Annotated in this window: 21 protein-coding genes and 1 pseudogene; 7 read left to right on the top strand and 15 right to left on the bottom strand. The window is 71.2% G+C overall.

The window, feature by feature from the left end; translation table 11 throughout:
• Positions 1-139: 139 nt before the first annotated feature.
• Complete coding sequence (locus tag QMO56_RS14995) at positions 140-1,285, bottom strand: hypothetical protein (protein WP_283526882.1); 1,146 nt, start codon at positions 1,283-1,285, stop codon at positions 140-142.
• 187 nt (positions 1,286-1,472) lie between these two features.
• Here QMO56_RS14995 and QMO56_RS14990 point away from each other — a divergent pair, with 187 nt between their 5' ends.
• Positions 1,473-2,738 carry a glutamate-5-semialdehyde dehydrogenase gene (locus tag QMO56_RS14990; protein ID WP_283526880.1) on the top strand — a complete coding sequence of 422 codons (1,266 nt, stop codon included), beginning with the start codon at positions 1,473-1,475 and terminating at the stop codon, positions 2,736-2,738.
• Positions 2,739-2,743: 5 nt separating this feature from the next.
• On the top strand, positions 2,744-3,388 hold the full coding sequence (locus QMO56_RS14985) for a nicotinate-nucleotide adenylyltransferase (protein WP_283526878.1): 645 nt from the start codon (positions 2,744-2,746) through the stop codon (positions 3,386-3,388).
• Between the two features lie 49 nt (positions 3,389-3,437).
• Here the strand turns inward: QMO56_RS14985 and QMO56_RS14980 are convergent, their stop codons facing one another.
• Complete coding sequence (locus tag QMO56_RS14980) at positions 3,438-4,076, bottom strand: hypothetical protein (RefSeq protein ID WP_283526876.1); 639 nt, start codon at positions 4,074-4,076, stop codon at positions 3,438-3,440.
• Positions 4,077-4,104: 28 nt separating this feature from the next.
• Here QMO56_RS14980 and rsfS point away from each other — a divergent pair.
• From rsfS to lpxK, 5 genes and pseudogenes are all read left to right on the top strand, one after another.
• Positions 4,105-4,515, top strand: a pseudogene (gene rsfS, locus QMO56_RS14975) (ribosome silencing factor); the annotation flags it as partial.
• Positions 4,516-4,709: 194 nt separating this feature from the next.
• Positions 4,710-5,159 carry a 23S rRNA (pseudouridine(1915)-N(3))-methyltransferase RlmH gene (locus QMO56_RS14970; RefSeq protein WP_283526894.1) on the top strand — a complete coding sequence of 150 codons (450 nt, stop codon included), beginning with the start codon at positions 4,710-4,712 and terminating at the stop codon, positions 5,157-5,159.
• Positions 5,160-5,249: 90 nt separating this feature from the next.
• A complete protein-coding gene (locus tag QMO56_RS14965) occupies positions 5,250-5,960 on the top strand; it encodes a lysophospholipid acyltransferase family protein (RefSeq protein ID WP_283526874.1) in 711 nt (236 codons plus the stop codon).
• Between the two features lie 10 nt (positions 5,961-5,970).
• Positions 5,971-7,275 (top strand): 3-deoxy-D-manno-octulosonic acid transferase, encoded by a 1,305-nt coding sequence (locus tag QMO56_RS14960; protein WP_283526872.1) that lies wholly within the window; start codon positions 5,971-5,973, stop codon positions 7,273-7,275.
• A 22-nt stretch (positions 7,276-7,297) separates the two neighbouring features.
• On the top strand, positions 7,298-8,287 hold the full coding sequence (gene lpxK, locus QMO56_RS14955; RefSeq protein ID WP_283526870.1) for a tetraacyldisaccharide 4'-kinase: 990 nt from the start codon (positions 7,298-7,300) through the stop codon (positions 8,285-8,287).
• 98 nt (positions 8,288-8,385) lie between these two features.
• Here lpxK and QMO56_RS14950 read toward each other — a convergent pair whose 3' ends face one another.
• The 13 genes from QMO56_RS14950 to QMO56_RS14890 form a co-directional block, all read right to left on the bottom strand.
• Positions 8,386-9,975, bottom strand: a complete 1,590-nt coding sequence (locus tag QMO56_RS14950; protein WP_283526868.1) for an ABC transporter substrate-binding protein — start codon at positions 9,973-9,975, stop codon at positions 8,386-8,388.
• A 20-nt stretch (positions 9,976-9,995) separates the two neighbouring features.
• Positions 9,996-11,420 carry a M20 family metallopeptidase gene (locus tag QMO56_RS14945; protein WP_283526866.1) on the bottom strand — a complete coding sequence of 475 codons (1,425 nt, stop codon included), beginning with the start codon at positions 11,418-11,420 and terminating at the stop codon, positions 9,996-9,998.
• 100 nt (positions 11,421-11,520) lie between these two features.
• Entirely contained in the window at positions 11,521-12,861 is a 1,341-nt protein-coding gene (locus QMO56_RS14940) for an MATE family efflux transporter (protein ID WP_283526864.1), read from the bottom strand.
• Positions 12,854-13,360 carry a helix-turn-helix domain-containing protein gene (locus QMO56_RS14935; RefSeq protein WP_283526863.1) on the bottom strand — a complete coding sequence of 169 codons (507 nt, stop codon included), beginning with the start codon at positions 13,358-13,360 and terminating at the stop codon, positions 12,854-12,856. Before QMO56_RS14935 ends, QMO56_RS14940 begins: the two co-directional genes overlap by 8 nt.
• A gap of 177 nt (positions 13,361-13,537) precedes the next feature.
• Entirely contained in the window at positions 13,538-15,028 is a 1,491-nt protein-coding gene (locus QMO56_RS14930; RefSeq protein ID WP_283526861.1) for a carboxypeptidase M32, read from the bottom strand.
• Complete coding sequence (locus tag QMO56_RS14925; RefSeq protein WP_283526859.1) at positions 15,025-15,717, bottom strand: SURF1 family protein; 693 nt, start codon at positions 15,715-15,717, stop codon at positions 15,025-15,027. Before QMO56_RS14925 ends, QMO56_RS14930 begins: the two co-directional genes overlap by 4 nt.
• A gap of 156 nt (positions 15,718-15,873) precedes the next feature.
• Positions 15,874-16,725 carry a cytochrome c oxidase subunit 3 gene (locus tag QMO56_RS14920; RefSeq protein WP_283526857.1) on the bottom strand — a complete coding sequence of 284 codons (852 nt, stop codon included), beginning with the start codon at positions 16,723-16,725 and terminating at the stop codon, positions 15,874-15,876.
• A gap of 116 nt (positions 16,726-16,841) precedes the next feature.
• A complete protein-coding gene (locus tag QMO56_RS14915) occupies positions 16,842-17,471 on the bottom strand; it encodes a cytochrome c oxidase assembly protein (RefSeq protein WP_283526856.1) in 630 nt (209 codons plus the stop codon).
• Between the two features lie 31 nt (positions 17,472-17,502).
• The gene (locus QMO56_RS14910) at positions 17,503-17,658 is read right to left on the bottom strand and encodes a hypothetical protein (protein ID WP_283526854.1); all 156 of its coding nucleotides are present in this window, start codon (positions 17,656-17,658) and stop codon (positions 17,503-17,505) included.
• Positions 17,655-18,611 carry a heme o synthase gene (locus QMO56_RS14905; RefSeq protein ID WP_283526852.1) on the bottom strand — a complete coding sequence of 319 codons (957 nt, stop codon included), beginning with the start codon at positions 18,609-18,611 and terminating at the stop codon, positions 17,655-17,657. The genes QMO56_RS14910 and QMO56_RS14905 overlap by 4 nt, the downstream gene beginning before the upstream one ends.
• Positions 18,612-18,626: 15 nt before the next feature.
• Entirely contained in the window at positions 18,627-20,228 is a 1,602-nt protein-coding gene (gene ctaD, locus QMO56_RS14900; RefSeq protein ID WP_283526851.1) for a cytochrome c oxidase subunit I, read from the bottom strand.
• A gap of 46 nt (positions 20,229-20,274) precedes the next feature.
• The gene (gene coxB / locus QMO56_RS14895) at positions 20,275-21,075 is read right to left on the bottom strand and encodes a cytochrome c oxidase subunit II (protein ID WP_349362364.1); all 801 of its coding nucleotides are present in this window, start codon (positions 21,073-21,075) and stop codon (positions 20,275-20,277) included.
• Positions 21,076-21,456: 381 nt separating this feature from the next.
• A complete protein-coding gene (locus QMO56_RS14890; protein ID WP_283526847.1) occupies positions 21,457-21,783 on the bottom strand; it encodes a metalloregulator ArsR/SmtB family transcription factor in 327 nt (108 codons plus the stop codon).

Raw genomic sequence — 21,783 nt, 5'->3', positions numbered from 1 at the left:
GGCTATGACTTGCGGGTCGCCATCGAGCGCCTGTGGGAGCGGCAGGCGGCGGCCGAATGAAGTAGCGGGGGCGGCATTACTGCCGCCCCCGCCATCAACACGTTAAGCTAGTGGCTGGGGATGAAGTCCCCGGCCTTTCTCAGTCCTTCGGCCGCCACTCGGGCGGCAGCGGGTTCCGCATCCGGAACTCGTCCGTGAAGATCAGCCGGCGCCGCAGCTCGCGGATCGTCCTCTTGCCGACGAAGTTGTTGAAGATGTTGTCGCCATGCGGGCGCTTGTCGAGAATGAGCCGGTACATGTCCTCGACATCCTCGCGCGTCACCAGCCGGTCCTCGTCAAAGCGCTTGGAGGCATGGGCAGCGAACATCTCGTCGAACTTCTCGGCGCGGAAGCGGCGCAGCCCCTCGGCGCCGCGGCTCTGGATCTGCGCCACCTCCGCCGGGCTGATGGGCGCGAGATGAACATCCTCCCGGTCCACCCACTTCATGTCGCGGAAGCCGTGGCGGTCGAAGCTCGCGGCGTTGAAGTGCACGCCCTTCTCGCCGATGTAGCGGGCGAAGCAGACATCGGTGCGAAGCCGCGCCAGGCCCAGCTCGGCACAGGCCTGCGACTTGAAGGCGTCCTGCGAGGTGGCATTGGTGGCGAACTCGCTGTCGCGCATCAGCTCATAGAGGCGGAAATGGTTGCGCGCGCCGTAGTCCCGCCCCTCCAGCACCTTGTAGAAACCGGCCAGCCTGGCATCGATCCTGCGCCAGGCATCGCGCAGCAGGCCGAAGCCCCAGTTGTGCGCCATCTGCAGCAGCTTCACCTCGGGGCCGGGCGCCTGCAGCTTGACGTCGCCATAGGCGGTGAAATAGCCGATGTCGGGGAGTGGCCGCAGCGCGGCGTAAAGCTCCTCCATCATGTGCATGTAGAGCGGCCCCAGCTCGAGGTCGTCCTCAAAGAAGTAGCCGACCTCCTGGTCCAGCGTCTCGAAGACCAGCTTCTCGCCACGCCGGATGTTCTGGGCGATGCCGAGGTTATCCGGGCTCTGCAGCACCACGCCGCCCGGGAAGTGCTCGCGGAAGGTGGCCACGCAGGCCTCGATGGCCTCGTCCTGCGCCACCCGCACGCCGCTGTAGGGCGAGACGGCGCCGTCCTGCAGCAGATAGATGCCCCCTTCGGGGATGAGGACACGCTGCTGCGTCTTCAGTGAGGCGCAGAGCCGGCCGAGATATTCGGGACGATCGAAGGAGAAGATGACGATCGGGCCAGAGAGAGGGCGAGGCTCGGCATTGGCTGGCAAGTCGGGTCTCCGGGAAAACCGCGCGCCCTGTGGCGGCGCGGCGAATCTAAAGGCTGGCCCGCGGCCATGGCAAGGCAGCCCCCCACCCGGCCACGCGTTGTGCGCTTCCCCTGGCCGCCGCCGCGCGCTACCGATGGGGCAAGCCAGCGCCCTGCCGGGGTGCGGCTGCCAACAGGAAACCCGGACCGTGAACGCCATCACCGACACGATCGCCCAAGCGCTTGACGCCGCCGCCCGCGCCGCCCGGGAGGCGGCCGGCCAGCTCGCGCGCGCCGGCCGACCGTCGAAGGATCAGGCGCTCCGCCACGCCGCCGCCCGGCTGCGCGCGCGGCAGGAGGAGGTCCTGGCAGCCAATGCGGCCGATCTCGCCGGCGCCGGCGAGCTGACCGCGGCCTTCCGCGACCGGCTGACGCTCACCCCCGCGCGCGTCGAAGCCATGGCGCAGGGGCTGGAGGAAATCGCTTCCCTGCCCGACCCGGTGGGCCGCGTGCTGGCGGAATGGACGCGCCCGAACGGGCTGGTGATCCGCCGCGTGGCACAGCCGATGGGCGTCATCGGCATGATCTACGAGAGCCGCCCGAACGTGACGGCGGATGCCGCCGGGCTGTGCCTGAAGGCGGGCTCCGCCGTGCTGCTGCGCGGCGGCAGCGAGAGCGCGCGCTCGGCGGCGGCCATCCGCGGCTGCATCGCCGAGGGGCTGCGCGCTGCCGGCCTGCCGGAAGCCGCCGTGCAGATGGCACCGACGCAGGATCGCGCCTTCGTTGGCGCCATGCTGCGTGCAGCGGGGCTGATCGACCTGATCATCCCGCGCGGCGGCAAGGGGCTGGTGACGCGGGTGATGCAGGAGGCCCGCGTGCCCGTGCTGGCCCATGCCGAGGGGCTGAACCACACCTACGTCCACGCCGCCGCCGACCCCGAGATGGCGCGCCGCGTGCTGGCCAATGCCAAGATGCGCCGCACCGGCGTCTGCGGCGCCACCGAGACGCTGCTGATCGATGCCGCCATCGCGCCCAGCCTGCTGCCGCTGCTGGTGCAGGACCTTTCGGCGCTGGGCTGCACCTTCCGGGCGGACGAGCGCGCCCGCGCCATCCTGCCGGCGCTGCCGCTCGCCAGCGAGGCCGACTTCGCCACCGAATGGCTGGACGCCATCCTCTCCATCCGCGTGGTGGACGGCATGGAAGAGGCCCTGGCGCATATCCGCCGCTTCGGCAGCGAGCATACCGACGCCATCGTCACCGAGGATGCCGCCGTCGCGCAGGATTTCCTGAACGGCATCGATTCCGCCGTCGGCCTCTGGAACGCGTCCACCCAGTTCTGCGACGGCGGCGAGTTCGGCTTCGGCGCGGAGATCGGCATCGCCACCGGAAGGCTGCACGCGCGCGGCCCGGTCGGGCTGGAGCAGCTCTGCACCTATCGCTACCAGGTGCTTGGCACCGGCCAGACGCGGCCCTGACGGCGATGCGGCATGCCTCCCGGGGCCTCGCCGCCCCGGGCCGGTGGGGCGACACGCGCCGTCGCCGCATCGGGTTGCTCGGCGGCAGCTTCAATCCGGCCCATGCGGGGCACCTGCATGTGGCCCGGCACGCGCTGCGCGCCCTACGGCTGGATCAGGTCTGGCTGCTGGTTTCGCCTGGCAACCCGCTGAAGCCGCGCGCCGGCATGGCGCCCTTCGCGCAGCGCCTCGCCTCGGCCGAAGCCATCGCCGACGGGGTGCGGGTGATCGCCACCGGCATTGAGGCGGAGATCGGCCAGCGCTACACCGCGCGGACGCTGCGCCGGCTCAGCCGTCTCTTCCCGCGCGCGGGTTTCGTCTGGATCATCGGCGCGGACAATCTCTGGCAGCTGCCGCGTTGGCAGCACTGGCGCGCCATGGCGGCGCGCACGCCCCTCGCGGTGTTGCCCCGCCCGGGCTGGACCCGCAAGGCGCTGCACGGAGCCGCCGCCTCGCGGTTGCGCCGCCATCGCCGCCCACCAGGCGCGCTGCTGCCGGAATCGCCGCGCCGGCGGCATGCCGGATGGGCGCTGGTGCCGGCGCGCGAGCATCCGGCCAGCGCCACCGCCCTGCGCGAGCGCGCCACGCAGGCGGCAAGGCGCACTGGATAAACCGCGATTCGGTGCTGGTTCGAAACCCGGCACTGGCGTCATACATCTCTCAGAAGAACCGACAGGAGGCCGCCATAGCCCGCACCCCGAAGAGCCCGGACGACACGCGCCGCCGGACGGCGACGCCGCGTTCCGGCAGCACCAGCCGCGCCCCCGCGAAGAGCGCATCCACCCGCGGCACCGCCGCTCCCGCCAAGGCCCCGCGCGCCGCCGCGGCGGCAAAACCGGCCCGCGGCGCATCCGCCGCCAAGCCCGCCCGCGCCGGCACGGCCACCAAGACCCCGCGCGCTGCCACGACGGCCAAGCCGGCCCGCGCCACCACTCCCAAGGCGCCGCGCGCCAATGCCACGGCGAAGCCCAGCCGCAGCAGCACGGCCCCCAAGCCGGCGCGCAGCACCGCCGCCGCCAAGCCCGCCCGTGCCGGCACGGCCACCAAGGCGCCGCGCGCCGCCACGGCGGCCAAGCCCGCCCGCGCCACCGCCCCCAAGGCACCGCGCACCAACGCCACGGCGAAACCCAGCCGCGGCAGCACCGCCGCCAAGCCGGCGCGCAGCACCGCCAGCCGGAGCGCACGCAGCACCACGGCCGCCCAGGCGCCGCGCGCCACTGCCACGGCGAAGCCGGGCCGTACCGCCGCTGCGAAGCCCGCACGCGGCACCGGCGCTGTGGCGGCCACACGGGCCAGCAAGGCGGCCGCGCCGCGCAACGCCGCCAAGCTGCCCGCCCGCAAAGCGGCCCCGGCCGCCAAGGCCGCCGCCCCAAAGAGCCTCCGCGCCAAGGCAAGGCCGGCGCTGCCGCCGATCGACCAGATCGTGCAGGCGGCCGTGGCCAGCCTGGAGGACGACAAGGCCGAGGATGTGGTGGTGCTGGATGTCGCCACCCGCGCCACCTTCGCTGATCGCCTGATCATCGCCACCGGCCTTGCCGAACGGCAGATCCAGGCGATGGCCGGCCATCTGGAGCGCACCCTGGCCGAGCACGGCATCCGCCGCGTGCGCACCGAGACCTCGCCCGACTGGGTGCTGCTCGATGCCGGCGACCTCGTGGTGCATCTCTTCAAGCCAGAGGCGCGCGCCAACTACCGGCTGGAGAAGATGTGGGGCCCGGACAGCCCGCCCGCCGGCGAGAGCATCATGCCGGAGGAAGGCGAGCCCGCCTTTGAGGTCCTGTTCGAGGCCGGCGAGGATGAGGATGACGAGGACGAGCTGCCGCTCCTCGACGAGACGCTCGACGGCCTCGCGGAGGATGAGGAGGAAGACGAGGACGAGGACGACGAGGGCGACACCGGCCCGGGCAGGGTGGACTGAGCCGCGCGCCGCTGCTGGTTGCCGTCGGGCGGTTGAAGCCGGGGCCGGAGGCGGCCCTGTTCGCGCAGCACAACGCGCGGCTCCGGCCGCCCCTGGCGGTGCGCGAGATCGCCGAGGCGCGCGGCGCGCCATCGGAGGTGCGGCGGCGGGAGGGGGCGGCCCTGCTCGCCGCCCTGCCGCCGGCCGCTCTGGCCATCGCGCTCGACCTGGGCGGCCACACGCCGGACAGCGAGGGGCTCGCCACCCTGCTGGAGCGCTGGGAGGCGAGCGGCAAGCCGCTGGCCTTCCTGATCGGCGGCGCCGAGGGCCTGGACCCCGCCGTGCTGGCACGGGCCGAGCATCGCCTTTCGCTCGGCCCGATGACCTGGCCGCATTTCCTGGTGCGTGGCCTGCTGGCCGAGCAGCTTTACCGTGCCCAGGCGATCCGCGCCGGCCATCCCTACCACCGCGCCTGGCGGCCCTAGGTCCGATCCCCGGCAGAATATCTTCCGGCGCCGAATTTCCGCCTTGGGCGCAACCGTGCTAGGGGCGCTTCCCGTGATGCCGCCGACACCATGCTCCGTAAGCTGATCCGACACCCCACCACCCAGCTGGTCTTCGCGCGGGTGCTCAGCCTCTATCTCGCCTTCTGCTACCGGACGGCGCGCTGGTCGCTGGCGGGCCACGCGAACCTGGCCCCCTTCGCCGAGCAGGGCGCACCGGTGATCGTCGCCTTCTGGCACGAGCGCCTGCCGATGATGCCGATGCTCTGGACCGTGGCGCATCGCCTCTTCCCCGGTGCCAAGGACTGGCAGCCGCATGTCCTGGTTTCCCGCCATCGCGACGGGCGCTTCATCGGCGAGGTGGTCTCGCGTTTCCGCCTGGTCATGGTGCATGGCTCCACCTCCCGCGGTGGCGCCGCGGGGGTGCGCGCGATGCTGCGCGTGCTGCGGGGCGGCAGTCCGGTGGCGATCACCCCGGACGGGCCACGCGGACCGCGCCGCGTGGCGGCCGAGGGGGTGGCGCAGCTTGCCGCGCTCGCCGACGTGCCGGTGCTGCCCACGGCCGCCGCCGCCAGCCGCCACCGGCTGCTGCCGAGCTGGGACCGCATGGTGCTGCCCCTGCCCTTCGCCCGCGCCGTGCTGGTCTGCGGCGCTCCCGTGCGGGTGGCGCGTGACGATGCGCTGGCCGCGCTGCCCGAGATCGAAGCGGCGCTGAACGCCGCCTGCGACACCGCCGATGCCTGGGTGGCGGATCCCTCCGCCGTCGAGACCCGCCGGGTATGAGGGCCGTCGCATGAGCATGGCGGGACAGGCGGGGCGGCTGATCGGCACCGGGCTGGCGCCGGTGCTGCCCCTCTGGCTGCGCCTGCGTGCGCGTCAGGGCAAGGAGATCCCGGAACGGCTGGGCGAGCGGCGCGGTCTGGGCGCCGCGCGGCCGCCGGGGCCGCTGCTCTGGCTGCATGCCGCCAGCGTGGGCGAATCGCTCTCCCTGATCCCGCTGCTCGTCGCGCTGGCCGAAAAGTCCCCGGGGCTGCATCTGCTGCTGACCACCGGCACCGTGACCGCCGCCTCGCTGCTGCGGCAGCGCCTGCCCGCAGCGCTCGCGGGGCGGGTCATTCACCGCTTCGTTCCGCTCGACGTGCCACGCTGGGCGGCGGCCTTCCTCGATGGCTGGCGCCCGGACGCGGCGGTCTTCGTGGAGAGCGAGCTTTGGCCGAACCTGACTGCGGCGCTGGCGCGGCGCGGCATCCCGGCGGCGCTGGTGAATGCCCGCCTCTCCCCCCGCTCGGCCCGGCTCTGGCGCTGGGCGCCCGGGCTGGCGCGGGAGATGCTCGCCCGCTTCCGGCTGGTGGTGGCGCAGAGCGAGGACGACGCCGCCCGCCTGCGCGCCCTCGGCGCCCGCGAGGCCCAGTTCTGGGGCCAGCTCAAGGCCGCCGCCGCGCCGCCGCCCGCCGACCCGGCCGAACTCGCGCGGCTGCGCGCCCTGGTCGGCACGCGGCCGGTCTTCCTGGCCGCCAGCACCCATGCGGGCGAGGAGACGGCGGCGCTGGAGGCGCACCGCCTCATCCGCGCGCGGCTGCCTGACCTGCTCACCGTGATCGCGCCGCGCCATCCGCAGCGCGGGGACCAGGTGGCCGCCCTGATCGCCCCCCTCCCCTTCAGTCGGCGCAGCGAGGGCGGCCTGCCCGGCCCGGAGCAGGAGGTCTATCTCGTCGATACCCTGGGCGAGATGGGGTTGTTCTTCCGCCTGGCGGGGGTGGCGCTGATCGGCGCCACGCTTGTGCCCAAGGGCGGGCACAACCCGCTGGAGCCGGCACAGCTGGGCTGTCCGATGCTGCTCGGCCCGCACACCGATCATGTGCGGGAAACCGCCGAGGCCCTGGCAGCCGCCGGCGGCGCCCTGCGGGTGGTGGACTCCGCCACGCTGGCCGAGGCCGCCTTAACCGTGCTAACGGATTCCGGCCGCGCACAGGCGATGACCCGTGCCGCGGCGGATGTCGCCGCTGATGCCGCCCATCTCCCGGGCCGGCTGGCCACGGCAATCCTGGACATGATGCCCCCCGCAACCGGCACGATGCCGGTGCCGCGCGGGGAGTAGGGAAAGGACTGGTTCGAGCCGGATGCGTGCCCCCGACTTCTGGAGCGGGGGCAGCGGGGGAATCGCGCCCCTGCTGCTGTCCCCCATCGCGGCGCTGTATGCGGCCGCAACCGCGCGCCGCATGGCCCGGCCGGGCTGGCGTGCGCCGATTCCCGTCATCTGCTGCGGCAACGCCACGGCAGGTGGCGCGGGCAAGACCACCGTGGCGCTCGACCTCGGCCAGCGGCTTTCCAACCGCGGCGTCTCGACGCATTTCCTGACGCGCGGCTATGGCGGCAAGCTGAAAGGCCCGGTGCGGGTGGACGCCGCCCAGCATGACAGCCAGGCGGTGGGCGACGAGGCCCTGCTGCTGGCCGCCACCCGCCCGACCTGGGTGGCCGTCGACCGCGCCGCCGGCGCCCGCGCCGCCGTGGAAGCCGGCGCCCAGGCCATCGTCATGGATGACGGGCTGCAGAACCCGAAGCTGGAGAAGGATCTCTCGCTTCTGGTGATCGACGGCAGTTACGGCTTCGGCAATGGCCACATCATCCCCTCGGGGCCGCTGCGCGAGCCGGTGGCCGCCGCCGCCGCGCGCTGCCGCGCCGCCGTGCTGATCGGCGAGGATGAGGCCAATGCCCTCGCCGCGCTGCCGCCCGGCCTGCCGGTGCTGCGCGCCCGGCTGGTGCCGGGGCCGGAGGCCGAGCTGCTCGCCGGGCAGCCGGTCTTCGCCTTCTGCGGCATCGCCAACCCGCGCAAGTTCTTCGTCACCCTGCAGCAGGCGGGCGCGGTGCTGGCCGGACGCGTCGCCTATGCCGACCACTACCCCTTCGATGCCGGCGACATGCGCGACCTGCTGGCCCAGGCCGAGGCACTTCGCGCCATCCCGGTGACCACCTGGAAGGACTATGTCCGCATTCCCCCCGCCTTCCGCAATCGCGTGACGGTGCTGAGCGTGAAGCTGGAATGGGAGGAGCCGGTCTCCATCGAGGCATTGCTCGACCCCTTGGCGCAGCGCGTGCCGGTGCCCGCGTAAGAAAGAGTGCCGGCGCAAAAAGAAAGTCCGGGGGAAGGAATTCCCCCGGACCCCCATCTTTTTTCTGCCAGTCTGGACGGGGAGAGCCCCGTCTTCCGTCAATTCTCGCGGCCGACGCCCATGGCGAGGGTCTGCTCGTCCATCCGCGCCTCGTAGGTCAGCGGGCGCCGCACGGCCCAGGCATTCTTGTAGAGAATCATCGGGATCAGCGGCAGGTCCTTGACGGCCACTTCCACGGCGGCGGCGAGGCGCTTCTCGCGCAATGCCGGGTCCATGGTGGAAAGCGCCTCCTCGATCTGCTTGTCGAGCGCCGGGTTGACGTAGCGCGTGTCATTGCTGGCGCCCATGCGCTTGTCGTGGTCGTAGCTGTGGACGATGTTCAGCAGCGCGCTGCCGGCCTCGCCCGAGGAGCTGCCCCAGCTGTTCTGCACCATCGAGAACTCCTGCTTCGACAGCCGGCTGAGCCAGGTGGCGAAGGGCAGCGTCTCGACCGTGGTGGCGACGCCGATGCGCGTCCACATCTGCGCCACCGCCTGCGCCGTCTGCGCATCGCCGGGATAGCGGTCGCCGCTGGAATGCAGCGTCAGGTGGAAGCCCTGCGGGTAGCCGGCCTCGGCCAGCAGGCGGCGCGCCGCCTCCAGGTCCTGCTTCGGCACCGGAATGGCGGGATTGTAGCCATAGGCGCCGGGCGGCATCCATTGCCCCGTCGGCTCGGCCATGCCCTGCTGCACCCGCTCCGCCAGCGCCTGCCGGTTGATGGCCAGCGAAAGCGCCTGTCGCACGCGCAGGTCGAGCAGCGGGTTCTTCGGCAGCGGCTTGCCGTCATTGTCAGTGAGGAAAGGCTCCTCGCCGCTGCGGCTGAAGTCGGGCGAGAGGAACAGCGAGCGCGCGCCCTGCCGCTCGAAGACACGCACCTCCGCCTCCTGCCGCAGCCGCGGCAGGTCGGAGGTGGAGGGCGAGGAGATCAGGTCCACATCGCCCGAAAGCAGCGCCGCCGTCCGCGCGCCGGGATTGGTGATGATGCGGAAGCTGACCTTGTCCCAGCCCTGCTTCTGGCCCCCCCAGTCCGGGTTGCGCTCCACCGCGAGGGTCGAGCCGGGGGCATAGCTGACGAAACGGTAGGGTCCGGTGCCGATCGCTGCCTTGCCGCTGTTGTAGTCGGCGGTGGTCGCCCCCTCGCCCGCATGGCGCGAGACGATGGCGATGGCGCCGAGATCCAGCGGCAGGTTCGGGTTGGGCGCCGAGGTGGTGATGCGCAGCGTCAGCGGGTCCACCGCCTCCAGCTTGGCGATGCTGCGGAGGTTGCCGGCATAGCTGCCCGGGTTGTTCGGCACGTTGGGCACGCGGCCGAAGGAGAAGATCACGTCATCGGCGGTGAAGGGCGTGCCGTCATGCCATTTGACGTCGGGACGGAGCTTGAACTCCCAGAGGTTGTCCTCCAGCGCCGTCCAGGAGACGGCGAGGCCCGGCGCCGGCCGGCCATCCGGCGAGCGCGCCACCAGCGCCTCGAAGATGTGCCGCGCGAAGGCCGAATTCGGCGTGGCATTGGCGAAATGCGGGTCGATGGTGCTCACCGGCGCCGCCAGGCCGATGCGCAGTTCGGCGGCGGATGCCGTGCCTGCCAGCAGCGCGGCCGCCAGGGCCGGCGCCATGGCGAAGCGGGTCAGGGCATTGCGGAAGGTGGTCATGCAGCAGGGTCCGTCGTGGGTCAGTGGCCGGCGGCCATGTCGAGCGGCGGCGGGACGTCCTTCGGGATCGGGAAGACGTCCGGCATCTCCGCGGTGCGGGCGGCGTGGTCGGCCTTGGCGCGCGCCACCAGTTCGGGATCCTGGAAGAGGTCCACGGCGGTGCCGGCCATGATCTTGGCCACGTGCTCCAGCCCCTTGTGCGCCGCGGGCGCCTTGCCCTGCGCCACGAGCTGCCAGGAGTGCCCGGGCGTGCCGATGGCGTAGGTGGCGCCACGCGCCTGCACCGTCGGCACCTTCCAGCTCACCGTGCCCACATCGGTGGAGCCCACCCCGGCCGGCTCCGGCGCCGAGAGCGGCACCAGCCGCTCGGCCAGCACCTCACCGGGGATCGGCGCCAGCCCGGCACGGCGATAGGCGCTCTCGATCTCGTCCGGCGTGAAGGTCGCCTGCATCTGCCGGGCGAGGTCCTTGTCGGCCTCGTCGAACCGCGGCGGGCCGAGGCGGAGGAAGTTCTCCTCCATCGCCTGCTCCAGCGGCGGATTGGCCACCAGCTCGGCATCGGCGCTCAGCACGCGGTCGGTGACGCTGGTCTCGGTCATCAGCGCGGCGCCCCGGGCGACCTTGCGGACGCGTTCCAGCAGCGCCAGCACCTCGGCCATGGTCTGCGAGCGCACGAGATAGCGCACCCGCGCCTTGCCCTGCACGACGTTCGGCGCGATGCCGCCGGCATCCTGCAGCGCGTAATGGATGCGCGCGTGGCTTGGCATGTGCTCGCGCATGTAGTTGACGCCGACATTCATCAGCTCGACGGCATCCAGCGCCGAGCGGCCGAGATGCGGCGCGGCGGCGGCGTGGCTGGAGCGGCCGGTGAAGCTGAAATCCACCTCCATGCAGGCCAGCGAGCGCGGCTTGTTGACGCCGGAGAAGGCCGCCGGGTGCCAGCAGATGGCGATGTCCACGTCGTCGAAGGCGCCGTCACGCACCATGAAGCCCTTTGCGGAGCCGCCTTCCTCGGCGGGGCAGCCGTAGTAGCGCACGCGGCCCTTGAGGCCCTTCGCCGCCAGCCAGTCCTTCACCGCCGCAGCCGCCAGCAGCGAGGCCGCGCCCAGCAGGTTGTGGCCGCAGCCATGCCCGCTGCCGCCATTCTCGACCGGCCGGTGCTCGGCGACGCCTGCCTCCTGGCTCAGGCCGGGCAGCGCGTCATACTCGCCGAGGATGGCGATGACCGGCCCTTCCTCCCCCGCCTCGCCCATCACCGCCGTGGGAATGCCCGCGATGCCGCTGGTGACGCGGAAGCCCTCTGCCGCCAGCGCCTCGGCATGGGCGGCGGCGGAGCGGTGCTCGGCATAGTTCAGCTCGGGCGTGGCCCAGACGCGGTCGCTGAGTTCGGAAAACCGCGGGCGCTTTGCCTCGACGCGGCGCCAGATCTCTTCACTGTTGTCCATGGAGGCCTTTTCCAGGGCGCCCACCAGTCAGGGCGCCATCCATGCCGCCATGATAGGCCGAGGCTCGGCGTGGAACACCCCCCTCGCGCGCCGGGGCTGCTCATCCCCGCCCGGGCCAGACGCCCGGCCGGACCGAGGCGGCGGTGATCAGGCCATAGGCCGTGATGCCGAGGGCGACGCCGATGAAATGCCCGTCCAGCCCAAGGCTCAGGGGGTTCGCCAGCAGCCAGCCGCCCCCTACCGCCAGCCCGATGCGCGCCAGCGCCGCCAGCACCGGCCCGCGCATCCGCCCCGCCCCCATGGCCGCGAAATAGAGCGCCATGCCCAGCCCAAAGCCCCCGAAGGCGGGACCGGTATAGGACAGGCCACGCGCCGCGATGGCCGCCACCGCCGGGTCGGTGGTGAAGGTGTTGGCGAAGGCGCCCGGCGCCAGTCCGACCGCAAGGCCTGCCGACCCGGCCACGCCGAGCGCCAGCAGCCCGCCGGTCCAGGCGGTGCGCCGGGCAGCCGTCCAGTCCCCCGCCCCGGCGGCGCGCCCGACCAGCGCCGTCAGCGCCGAGCCGACGCCGAAGGCGAGCGGAATGGTGAGGAATTCCAGCCGCGCCGCGATGCCATAGGCCGCGACCGCCGCCGCGCCATGCCGCGCGAGTTGGGCCGTCACCAGGATGGTCGTCAGGTTGGCAATGGTGGCCAATGCGCAGGCGACCAGCCCGACCGACAGGATGCGGCGGAACAGCGCCAGTTGCGGGCGCACGCGCAGGGTCGGCGTGAAGCCGGCGCCGCCACGCAGCACCACCGCCGCCATGGCCAGGGCGGCGGCCCAGAAGACCAGCGCGAAACCGGCGCCCAGGCCGGACAGGCCCATGCCCGCCGGCTCGGCCAGCGCCCAGGCCAGCGGCGGGTAGGCCAGCCAGGCGAGCGCCAGCACCCGCGCCGCCAGCGCGTGCTTGCCACCGCCGCGCAGCACGGAGGCCAGGGTATTGGCCAGCCAGGCCGGCACCGCCCCCGCGCCGAACAGCCAGGCCGCATAGGGCGCGCCGGCTTCCACGGCAGAGGGCGCTATCAGGCCCAGCACGGCGCGCGGGAAGCCGGCCAGCGCCAGGGCGAAGACGCCGCCCGCCGTGACGGCGATCAGCACCGCGTGCAGCACCAGCGCCGCGGCATCCTCCCGCCGGCCGGCACCGAGCGCGCGGGCAATGGCCGCGACCACTCCGCCGCCCATCGCCCCAGCCGACATCTGCTGCAGCAGCAGCGCGAAGGGCAGCACCACCGCCCAGCCGGCGAGCGCCGCCGTGCCCTGCCGCGCGGCCAGCCAGGTTTCTGCCAGCTGCGCCCCGACCTGAAGCAGGGCGACCAGGCTGGTGGGCGCCGCCAGCGCCAGGATCCGGCGCAGCAGCGCGGAGGCCGGCGCCGGGGCGACGGCGGCAATGGCCTCAGGCATCCTCCCCGCCCTCCGCCATGGCGGCGCCGAAGCGCCGCCGCATCCGCTCTCCGGCGCCGGGGCCGGGCAGGACGCGCACATCCTCGGGGTTGAGCGGCGTGCCGCCGGCGCCGGTCAGCGGCGGCGATCTCACCTCCTCGCCGGTCGCGGCCTCCACCAGCAGCACGGGCGGGCCGGCCGGGTCGGTCATCCAGCGGTCGGCCCAGCGCTTCAGGGCGACATAGGCGGGGAAGAAGTCGCGTCCCTTGCCGGTGAGGCGGTATTCGTGGCGCGCGCCCTTGCCGCTGGCGGGCACGCGCTCCAGCAGGCCGTGCTCGACCAGCTTGGCCAGCCGCGCGCTCAGGATGTTAGGGGCGATGCCGAGATGCCGCTCAAATTCCTCGAAGCGGGTGGTGCCGTAGAAGGACTCGCGCAGCACCAGGATGGCCCAGCGCTCCCCCAGCACGGCCATCGAGCGCGCCACCGGGCAGCGCATGAGCGAGAAATCGGTCTGGACCATGGGCGGTCCCTTTCACTGGACTTGCATCATGCAAGCATTACTGGCTTGCACCATGCAAGTCGTTTCACGGGAGGCGCTACCCCCCGGACCGGCATCCCTTTCTACCGCGCGCAGGGTCCCGGGAGGCCGCTGCCTCCCCGGGCCCGCCGGAGCCAGGATGCGCCATGCCGCGCCGCGTCAGAGATAGCGTTCGGTCAGGTGCGCGGTGAAGTCGGCGGGGTCGAGCGGCTTTCCGGTAGCGGCACGCATCAGATCCTGGAATCCGAGGCGCGACCCCTGGGAATGCACGTGCTGCCGCAGCCAGCCGGTGAGTGGCGCCAGCTCACCCTGCTCCAGCGCCGCCTTCAGCCCTGGCACGGCGATGCGCGCCGCGCGCATGAGCTGCGCCGCCGCCATGGCCCCCAGCGTATAGGAGGGGAAGTAGCCGAAGGCGCCGTCATGCCAATGGATGTCCTGCAGGCAGCCGCGGGCATCATCCGGCGGGGTCAGGCCGAGCAGCCGCGCGAAGCCCTCGTTCCAGGCGCCGGGCAGGTCGGCCACGGCGAGGTCGCCGCCGATCAGGGCGCGCTCCAGCCGGAAGCGCAGGATGACATGGGCGGGATAGGTCAGCTCGTCGGCTTCCGTGCGGATGAAGCCGCGCTCCACCCGTCGCCAGAGCCGGGCCAGGTTCTCCGGCGCGTAGGCCGAGGCCTCGCCGCCGAAGGCCGCATGCAGCTTCGGGCCGAGAAAGCGCAGGAAGGGATCGGAGCGGCTGGCCTGCATCTCGACGATCAGGCTCTGCGACTCATGCGCCGCCATGCCCGCCGCCTCCCCCACGGGCTGATGCGCGTAGGCCGGGGGCAGGCCGCGCTCGTAGAGCGCGTGGCCGGTCTCGTGCAGCACGCCGAGCAGCGCCTGGGCGAAGGAGTCCGGCGTGTAGCGGGTGGTGATCCGCACATCGGTCGGCGTGCCGCCGCAGAAGGGATGCAGGCTTTCGTCCAACCGGGCGTGCTCGAAGTCCAGCCCTGCCCGCGCGGACATCTCGCGGCACAGCGCCTGCTGCGTGGCGACGGCGAAGGGCCCCTGCGGCGGCACCGGCGCGGGCTGCCGGGCCTGCCGCTCCTCGGCGCGCGGGAGGGCCTCGGCGAGAAAGGCCTCATAGGCCGTGAAGATCGGCTCGACATCGGCGGCGCCGATGCCGCGCTGATAGCCTTCCATCAGGGCGTCATAGGGCGCGAGGCCGGTGGCCGCGGAGAGCGCCGCCGCCGTCTCCCGCTGCAGCCGCACGACCTCGGCCAGATAGGGCGCCACCCGGCGGAAGTCGGATTGCGCGCGGGCCTCCCGCCACACCGTCTCGCAGGCGGCATTGGCGCGCGCGGAGGCTTCCACCAGCTCGGTCGGCAGCGCGATGGCGCGGGCATGGGCATGGCGCATCAGCGCGAGATTGGCGCCCTCCCATTCGCCGCCGATCTCCGCCTCAGCGAGGTCGGCGGCCATCTCCGGCGCGGTCATCAGCTCATGCGCCAGCCCGCTCAGCGTCGCCAGTTGCTCACCCCGTGCGGCGGCGCCGCCCGGCGGCATCACCGCCGCCGCGTCCCAGTGCAGCATGGCCTGGGCCTCGCCCAGGATGGCGATGCGGGCGAAGCGGGCCTTCAGGCGCGCATAGGCGGCGTGGGCGGAAGCGCTCATGCTTCAGGCTCCTTGAGGCGGCGATGGGCCCAGGTGGCAAAGACGCCGACAAGCGCCAGCGCCAGCCCGTACCAGGTGACGACATAGCCAAGATGGTTGTTCGGCGGCTGCGGAAAGTTCCGCGCCGGCTGCGGCAGCGCATCGGGTGGCAAGCCGGGCGGCGCCAGCGCCACCAGCACGAAAGGCGCGACCTCCGGCAGGCCGAGGGCCGGGCCGATGACGGCGGGATCGAGCGTATAGAAGCGGCGGCCCGCCGGATCGTCGGTGGCGCTGAACATGCCGGCCGATTCGCCAGGGCGGACATAGCCCTCCACCCGAACCTCGCCCTCCGGCCGGCTGAGGCGCGTGCTCCGCTCCAGCGGCACCCAGCCGCGGTTGATGAGCAGCGGCGGCCCGGCCTCCCGCAGCATCGGCACCAGGAGATGCGCGCCGAGCACGTTGTTGCGCACCTCCAGCCCGAGCAGCGCCTCCCGGTCGTTCAGCAACCGGCCGGTGGCGAAGGCCTTCGTCCAGGGCTCTGGATCGGCGGAGAGCGGCTGTGCCGGCCCGGCCTGGGCGGCCGCCAGATGGGCCAGGAGAGCGGTTTTCCAGTGCAGCCGCTGCATCTGCCAGGTGCCGAGGCCGATCAGGATGGCCAGCAGCGGCAAGGTGGCCAGCAGGGGGAGGACGAGGCGGCGCCAGCGTTTCAAGGAAGGGGCTCCAGCCGCAGCCAGCGCCCGGCGCAGCGCGCGGAGCGGAAGCGGGACCGGCGTGGCGATGCGGGAAGTGAATGAGGGCCGGAGTGACCCGGCCGGCCGCCGGGATACGTGGAGCGGCCCCGCCCGCAAGGCGAGGCCGCGGCCCGGTCAGTGCTCGGCGATGGCGCCGGCACCGAAGACGTAGATGAAGACGAAGAGGAACAGCCAGACCACGTCCACGAAGTGCCAGTACCAGGCCGCCGCCTCGAAGCCGAAATGGCGCTGCGGCGTGAACTGCCCGGCGCGGGCGCGAAACCAGCACACCGCCAGGAAGATGGTGCCGACGATGACGTGGAAGCCGTGGAAGCCGGTGGCGAGGAAGAAGACCGAGGGATAGATGCCGCCGCCCGAGAAGGCGAAGGGGGCTTCGGAATACTCCAGCGCCTGGAAGGAGGTGAAGGTCAGGCCGAGCAGCACGGTCAGGCCGAGGCCGAGCAGCATTCCCTTGCGGTCATTCTCCAGCAGTGCATGGTGCGCCCAGGTGACGGTGCAGCCGGAGAGCAGCAGGATCAGCGTGTTCAGCAGCGGCAGGTGGAAGGGGTCGAAGGTGTGGATGCCCTCCGGCGGCCAGACCGCCTTCGCCGCGCCCGAAACATGCTCCGGATAAAGCGCGAAGTGGAAATAGGCCCAGAAGAAGGCGACGAAGAACATCACCTCGGAAGCGATGAACAGCGCCATGCCGTAGCGCATGCCGATGCGCACCACCGGCGTGTGAACACCTGGGGTGCGCGCCTCACGCACCACGTCCCGGAACCAGAAGAACATCGAGGCCAGGACGCCGAGCAGCCCGAGGGTGAAGGCCCAGTGCACACCCTCCCGCGCCCAGAGAATGATGCCGAACAGCATCAGCCCCGCGGCGAAAGAGGCAACCAGCGGCCAGGGGCTGGGATCAACCAGGTGGTAGGGATGCTTGTGGAGGGGGGGCGCTTCCGCATCCACCGTCATGTTGCTGCTGGCCATGTGACTTCCTGACTCAGGGGACTCGAATACAGCCACGGAACCGGCCGGAACCGGCGACGTTGCACCTCGTTACACGCGTCTCATCAATCCTCAAAACGCGGCCTGGATCAAGCCTCTCACCGTGCCGCCGGCGGCGCCAGGGAGGCGTCGCGCTGCTTGCCGACATGCGGGCCCGCCTTGCTCAGCGCGCCGGCGCGCTCGGCATCCTCCAGGGTGCGGAAGAAGGTGTAGCTCAGCGTGATGGTGCGCACCTCGCGAGCGGAGGGATCGTCCGCGATCTTGGGGTCCACCCAGAAGGAGATCGGCATCTCGGCCTTCTGCCCGGGCTGCAGCGTCTGCTGGTCGAAGCAGAAGCACTGCACCTTGTGGAAATACGGACCGACGATCTCGGGCGTGACGTTGTAGGTGGCGATGCCGGTGCTGGGCGTGCTGCCGACACTGGCGGCGGTGTAGAAGGCCAATGCCTCCTGCCCGACCTTCACCTCCATCTTGTTCTGGCCGGGCTGGAAGTTCCAGGGCAGGCCCGGATGGGTATTGGCGTTGAAGCGGACGGTGACAACCCGCTCGCCGGCGCCGGGCGCCACGCCGCCGATCTGCGGCGTGCCGCCATAGCCGGTGACGGCGCAGAACACCGAGTAGAGCGGCACCGCGGCGAAGGAGAGGCCCAGCATGCCGCCCACCATGGTGGCGGCGATCAGGCCGACACGGCGGTTGCGGCGGGCGAGATTGGGATCCGTGGCAGGCAAGGTGAACGCTCCCCGATTCTTATGCTTCGCCTCAGTGGATCGACATCCGCGCCATGGCGATGAAGTAGAACAGCGCCACCAGGGCGAGCAGCGCGATGAGCAGCGCCCAGTTGCGGCCCCGGCGGCGGCGGATGAAGGCCTTCTTCTCCGCCTCCGTCATCCCGCCAGGCGTATCGTTGCCGCTCATGCGCCGAACAACAGGCGGTCGGCCGCCAGCGCCGCGAACAGCATGAACAGATAGATGATCGAGAACTTGAAGGCGGCCCGCGCGGGCGCGTCCTGCGTCAGGCTGCGGCCCTGCTCGTCCTGGGCGTCGCGCTTCACGCGCCACATGGCCTCCAGGAAGAAACCGCCCAGCACCAGCGCCGCCGCGCCATAGGCGAGCCCGGCCATGCCGATGACCGTCGGCAGCAGGGCCAGCGGCGCCAGCAGCAGCGAATAGAGCCAGATCTGCCGCCGGGTTTCCTTCGCGCCGGCCACCACCGGCAGCATCGGCACGCCGGCGCGCTGGTAGTCCCCGCTGGCGAAGAGCGACAGCGCCCAGAAATGCGGCGGCGTCCAGAAGAAGATGATGGCGAACATCACCACCGCCTCCAGCGAGACATGCCCGGTCACGGCCGCCCAGCCGATCATCGGCGGAAAAGCGCCGGCGGCGCCGCCGATGACGATGTTCTGCGGCGTCCGCCGCTTCAGCCACATGGTGTAGATGAAGACGTAGAAGCCGATCGACCCGGCCAGCACGAGCGCCGCGGCCAGATTGGTCGCCAGTCCCATCACCACCACGGAGGCGAGGCCGAGGAAAACGCCGAAGGCCAGCGCCGCCCGCGGCTGGATCCGCCCGGCGGGAACGGGGCGGTTGGCCGTCCGGCGCATCACCGCGTCGATATCGCGGTCGTACCACATGTTGATGGCGCCGGAGGCTCCGGCCGCCACCGCGATGCAGAGGATGGCGGTGACCGCCAGGACGGGGTGCAGGTGTCCCGGCGCGACGATCAGCCCGACCGCCCCGGTGAACACCACCAGCGACATGACGCGGGGCTTGAGCAGCGCGACCCAGTCGCGCACCTCGCTCAGGTCAAGCTCGCCGGATGTGGAGAGGGGGGCTCCCGCCCCCCCCGAATTGATCGCGCTATCGCTCATCAGCTCAATTCAGCCTCAGCGGATGCGGGGCAGCTCTTCGAAGGTGTGGAAGGGCGGCGGAGAAGAAACCTGCCATTCCAGCGTCGTGGCGCCCTCGCCCCAGGGGTTCGCCGCAGCCTGCTCCTTACTGGTGAAGGTGCGGTAGCAGACATATAGGAACACCAGGAAGGAAGCCACAGAGATATAGGCGCCGATGCTGGCCACCATGTTCCAGCCGGCGAAGGCATCCGGATAGTCCGGGTAGCGGCGCGGCATGCCCTGGGCACCCAGGAAGTGCATGGGGAAGAAGGTCAGGTTCACGCCGACAAAGGTCATCCAGAAATGGACCTGGCCCCAGAACTCCGGGTACTGCTTCCCGCTCATCTTGCCGATCCAGTAGTAGAAACCGGCGAAGATGGAATAGACGGCGCCGAGCGACAGCACGTAGTGGAAGTGCGCCACGACGTAGTAGGTGTTGTGCAGGATGACGTCCACGCTGGCATTGGCCAGCTTCACGCCCGAGACGCCGCCCACCGTGAACAGGAAGACGAAGCCGATCGCCCAGAGCATCGGCGTCTTGAAGCTGATGGAGCCGCCCCACATGGTGGCGATCCAGGAGAAGATCTTGATGCCCGTCGGCACGGCGATGACCATCGTCGCGGCCATGAAGTAGGCCCGGGTGTCCACCGAAATGCCCGAGGTGAACATGTGGTGCGCCCAGACCACGAAGCCCACCACGCCGATCGCCACCATGGCGTAGGCCATGCCGAGATAGCCAAAGATCGGCTTGCGGCTGAAGGTGGAGAGCACGTGGCTGATGATGCCGAAGCCCGGCAGGATCATGATGTAGACTTCGGGGTGGCCGAAGAACCAGAACAGGTGCTGGAACAGCACCGGGTCGCCGCCGCCGGCCGGGTCGAAGAAGGCCGTGCCGAAGTTGCGGTCGGTGATCAGCATGGTGATGGCGCCACCGAGCACGGGCACCGAGAGCAGCAGCAGGAAGGCGGTGACCAGCATGCCCCACACGAAGAGCGGCATCTTGTGCAGGGTCATGCCCGGGGCGCGCATGTTGAAGATGGTCGTGATGAAGTTCGCCGCGCCCAGGATCGAGCTGGCGCCCGCCAGGTGCAGCGCGAACAGCGCCATATCGACGCCCATGCCGCTTTGATAGGTGCTGTTGGACAGCGGCGGATAGAGTGTCCAGCCCGTACCGGCGCCACCGACGAACAGGCTGCCCACCGCCAGCATGAGCGCCGGGACCAGCAGCCAGAACGAGATGTTGTTCAGGCGCGGGAAGGCCATGTCCGGCGCGCCGATCATGATCGGCACGAAGTAGTTCCCGAAGCCGCCGATCAGCGCGGGCATGATGACGAAGAACACCATGACCACGCCATGCGCGGTCACGGCCACGTTCCACATCTGGCCATCAGCGAAGAATTGCAGGCCGGGGCTCTGCAGTTCCATACGCATCAGCAGGCTCAGGCCGACGCCGACGCAGGCCGAAATGACCGCGAAGATCAGGTAGAGGACACCGATGTCCTTGTGATTGGTGCTGAAGAACCAGCGCGCCACGAAGCCGGGCGTGTGGTCATGATGGCCGTGGCCATGCGTGTCATGCGTATTTGACGCGGTCGCCATGTTTGTCCGTCCCGCTCGATCTCGAACCCGTCCCGTAAGCGCCGCCTTAGCGGCGCAGCTCCGCCAGTTGCGCCCCGGCCTCGGCCGGCGCGGCCGCGGTGGCAAGCACCGGGGAACTGCCGCCCTCCTGCGCGAAGCGCTGCTTCGCCGCAGCCGCCCAGGCCTCGAACTCCGCCTTCGGCACCGCCCGCACCACGATCGGCATGAACCAGTGGTTGGTGCCGCAGATCTGGTTGCACTGGCCGTAGAAGGTGCCGACGCGGTCCGCGCGCATCCAGGTTTCCAGGGTGCGGCCGGGGATCGTGTACTTCTGCACGCCGAGGCTCGGCACGAAGAAGCTGTGGATCACGTCCTGCCCGGTGGTGATGACGCGGATATTGGTGTCCACCGGAATGACCAGCGGCTCATCCACCGTCAGGTTGCGCAGCTGGCCCGGCTTCAGGTCGGCTTCCTGGATCGGGTAGCTGTCATAGGCGAAGTTGCCCTGGTCCGGGTAAGCGTAATGCCAGTACCACTGCCGGCCGGTCACGTTCACCGTCAGCTCGGCGTCCACCGCCCGGTCCTCCCAGTAGATCAGGCGGAAGGAGGGGATGGCGATGACCACCAGGATCAGCACCGGCAACACGGTCCAGGCCACTTCCAGCAGGGTGTGGTGGCTGGTGCGCGAGGGGACCGGATTCGCCGCGACGCGATACCGCCAGACCACCCAGGCCAGCAGCACGCCGACGAAGGCGGTGATGATGACAATGATCCACAGCACCAGCTGATTGAAGTCGTGGATGGCTTCCTTCACCGCGCCACCAGCCGGCTGCAGGCCCAGGGCCCACGCCTGTGGGGCACCCACCATGGGTTGCCCTGCCGCGCCGGTCTCCTGCGCCAGGGCAGGCGCCCCGTGCAGCATAAACATTCCAGCCACGCCCAAGGTGGCGAACAAGCCCGCGAAGCGCGAAACGATCGACCGCCGCATTCCCTATCCCGTCCGCTCGTAATCCGTGCGCCCCGATGGTCTGGACGCCGGCGCGCAACGCGCCGTTCTGGCCTCCCGCCGCACCGCACGGCAAAGGCCGGCCTCTCCCCTTAAGCGTAGAGTGAGGCGTTCTACGGGACCATAGTCGCGCCTCCCCGCCCCGCACAAGTGAGGGCGCGCCGCCAAGGCGCAAGCATCATGAATTACGACGGATTTACGCGTTCGGAAGCTCAAACGTTCCGCAGAATCGGCGGATTGCCGTCAGGGCGTGGAGGCGCTGTCGGGTTCCGCCTCATCCTCGCTGACATGATCGACCATGTCGCCCAGCATGGAGCGCACATGGCCGTCGCTGACGGCATAGAAAACCTGCCGGCCGCGCCGCTCGGCCTGCAGCAGCCGCGCCGCGCGCAGCAGCCGCAGATGGTGCGAGGCCAGGCTGCCGGAAATGCCGATCCGCTCGGCCATCTCGCCGACCGGCGCGGGCGTGTCCAGGCAGGCGAGGATGATCCGCAGCCGGGTCGGGTCGCTCATCAGCCGGAACATCTCGGCCAGTTCCACGACCTGATCCTCGGCGATGGGCGCCCTCAC

It is taken from the genome of Roseomonas sp. E05 (assembly GCF_030063475.1).
In the GTDB taxonomy this organism is placed as follows: domain Bacteria; phylum Pseudomonadota; class Alphaproteobacteria; order Acetobacterales; family Acetobacteraceae; genus Pseudoroseomonas.
Note: the sequence above shows the minus strand (reverse complement) of the source record. Positions and strands in the feature narration are given on the sequence as shown.

Coding starts and splice junctions, on each gene's coding strand:
- QMO56_RS14965 (WP_283526874.1), top strand. CDS start 5,250: ATGCTCCGTAAGCTGATCCGACACCCCACCACCCAGCTGGTCTTCGCG.
- QMO56_RS14905 (WP_283526852.1), bottom strand. CDS start 18,611: ATGAGCGATAGCGCGATCAATTCGGGGGGGGCGGGAGCCCCCCTCTCC.
- QMO56_RS14935 (WP_283526863.1), bottom strand. CDS start 13,360: ATGGTCCAGACCGATTTCTCGCTCATGCGCTGCCCGGTGGCGCGCTCG.
- QMO56_RS14930 (WP_283526861.1), bottom strand. CDS start 15,028: ATGAGCGCTTCCGCCCACGCCGCCTATGCGCGCCTGAAGGCCCGCTTC.
- lpxK (WP_283526870.1), top strand. CDS start 7,298: ATGCGTGCCCCCGACTTCTGGAGCGGGGGCAGCGGGGGAATCGCGCCC.
- ctaD (WP_283526851.1), bottom strand. CDS start 20,228: ATGGCGACCGCGTCAAATACGCATGACACGCATGGCCACGGCCATCAT.
- QMO56_RS14940 (WP_283526864.1), bottom strand. CDS start 12,861: ATGCCTGAGGCCATTGCCGCCGTCGCCCCGGCGCCGGCCTCCGCGCTG.
- coxB (WP_349362364.1), bottom strand. CDS start 21,075: ATGGTGGGTGCCCCACAGGCGTGGGCCCTGGGCCTGCAGCCGGCTGGT.
- QMO56_RS14920 (WP_283526857.1), bottom strand. CDS start 16,725: ATGGCCAGCAGCAACATGACGGTGGATGCGGAAGCGCCCCCCCTCCAC.
- QMO56_RS14960 (WP_283526872.1), top strand. CDS start 5,971: ATGAGCATGGCGGGACAGGCGGGGCGGCTGATCGGCACCGGGCTGGCG.
- QMO56_RS14945 (WP_283526866.1), bottom strand. CDS start 11,420: ATGGACAACAGTGAAGAGATCTGGCGCCGCGTCGAGGCAAAGCGCCCG.
- QMO56_RS14985 (WP_283526878.1), top strand. CDS start 2,744: ATGCGGCATGCCTCCCGGGGCCTCGCCGCCCCGGGCCGGTGGGGCGAC.
- QMO56_RS14950 (WP_283526868.1), bottom strand. CDS start 9,975: ATGACCACCTTCCGCAATGCCCTGACCCGCTTCGCCATGGCGCCGGCC.
- QMO56_RS14910 (WP_283526854.1), bottom strand. CDS start 17,658: ATGAGCGGCAACGATACGCCTGGCGGGATGACGGAGGCGGAGAAGAAG.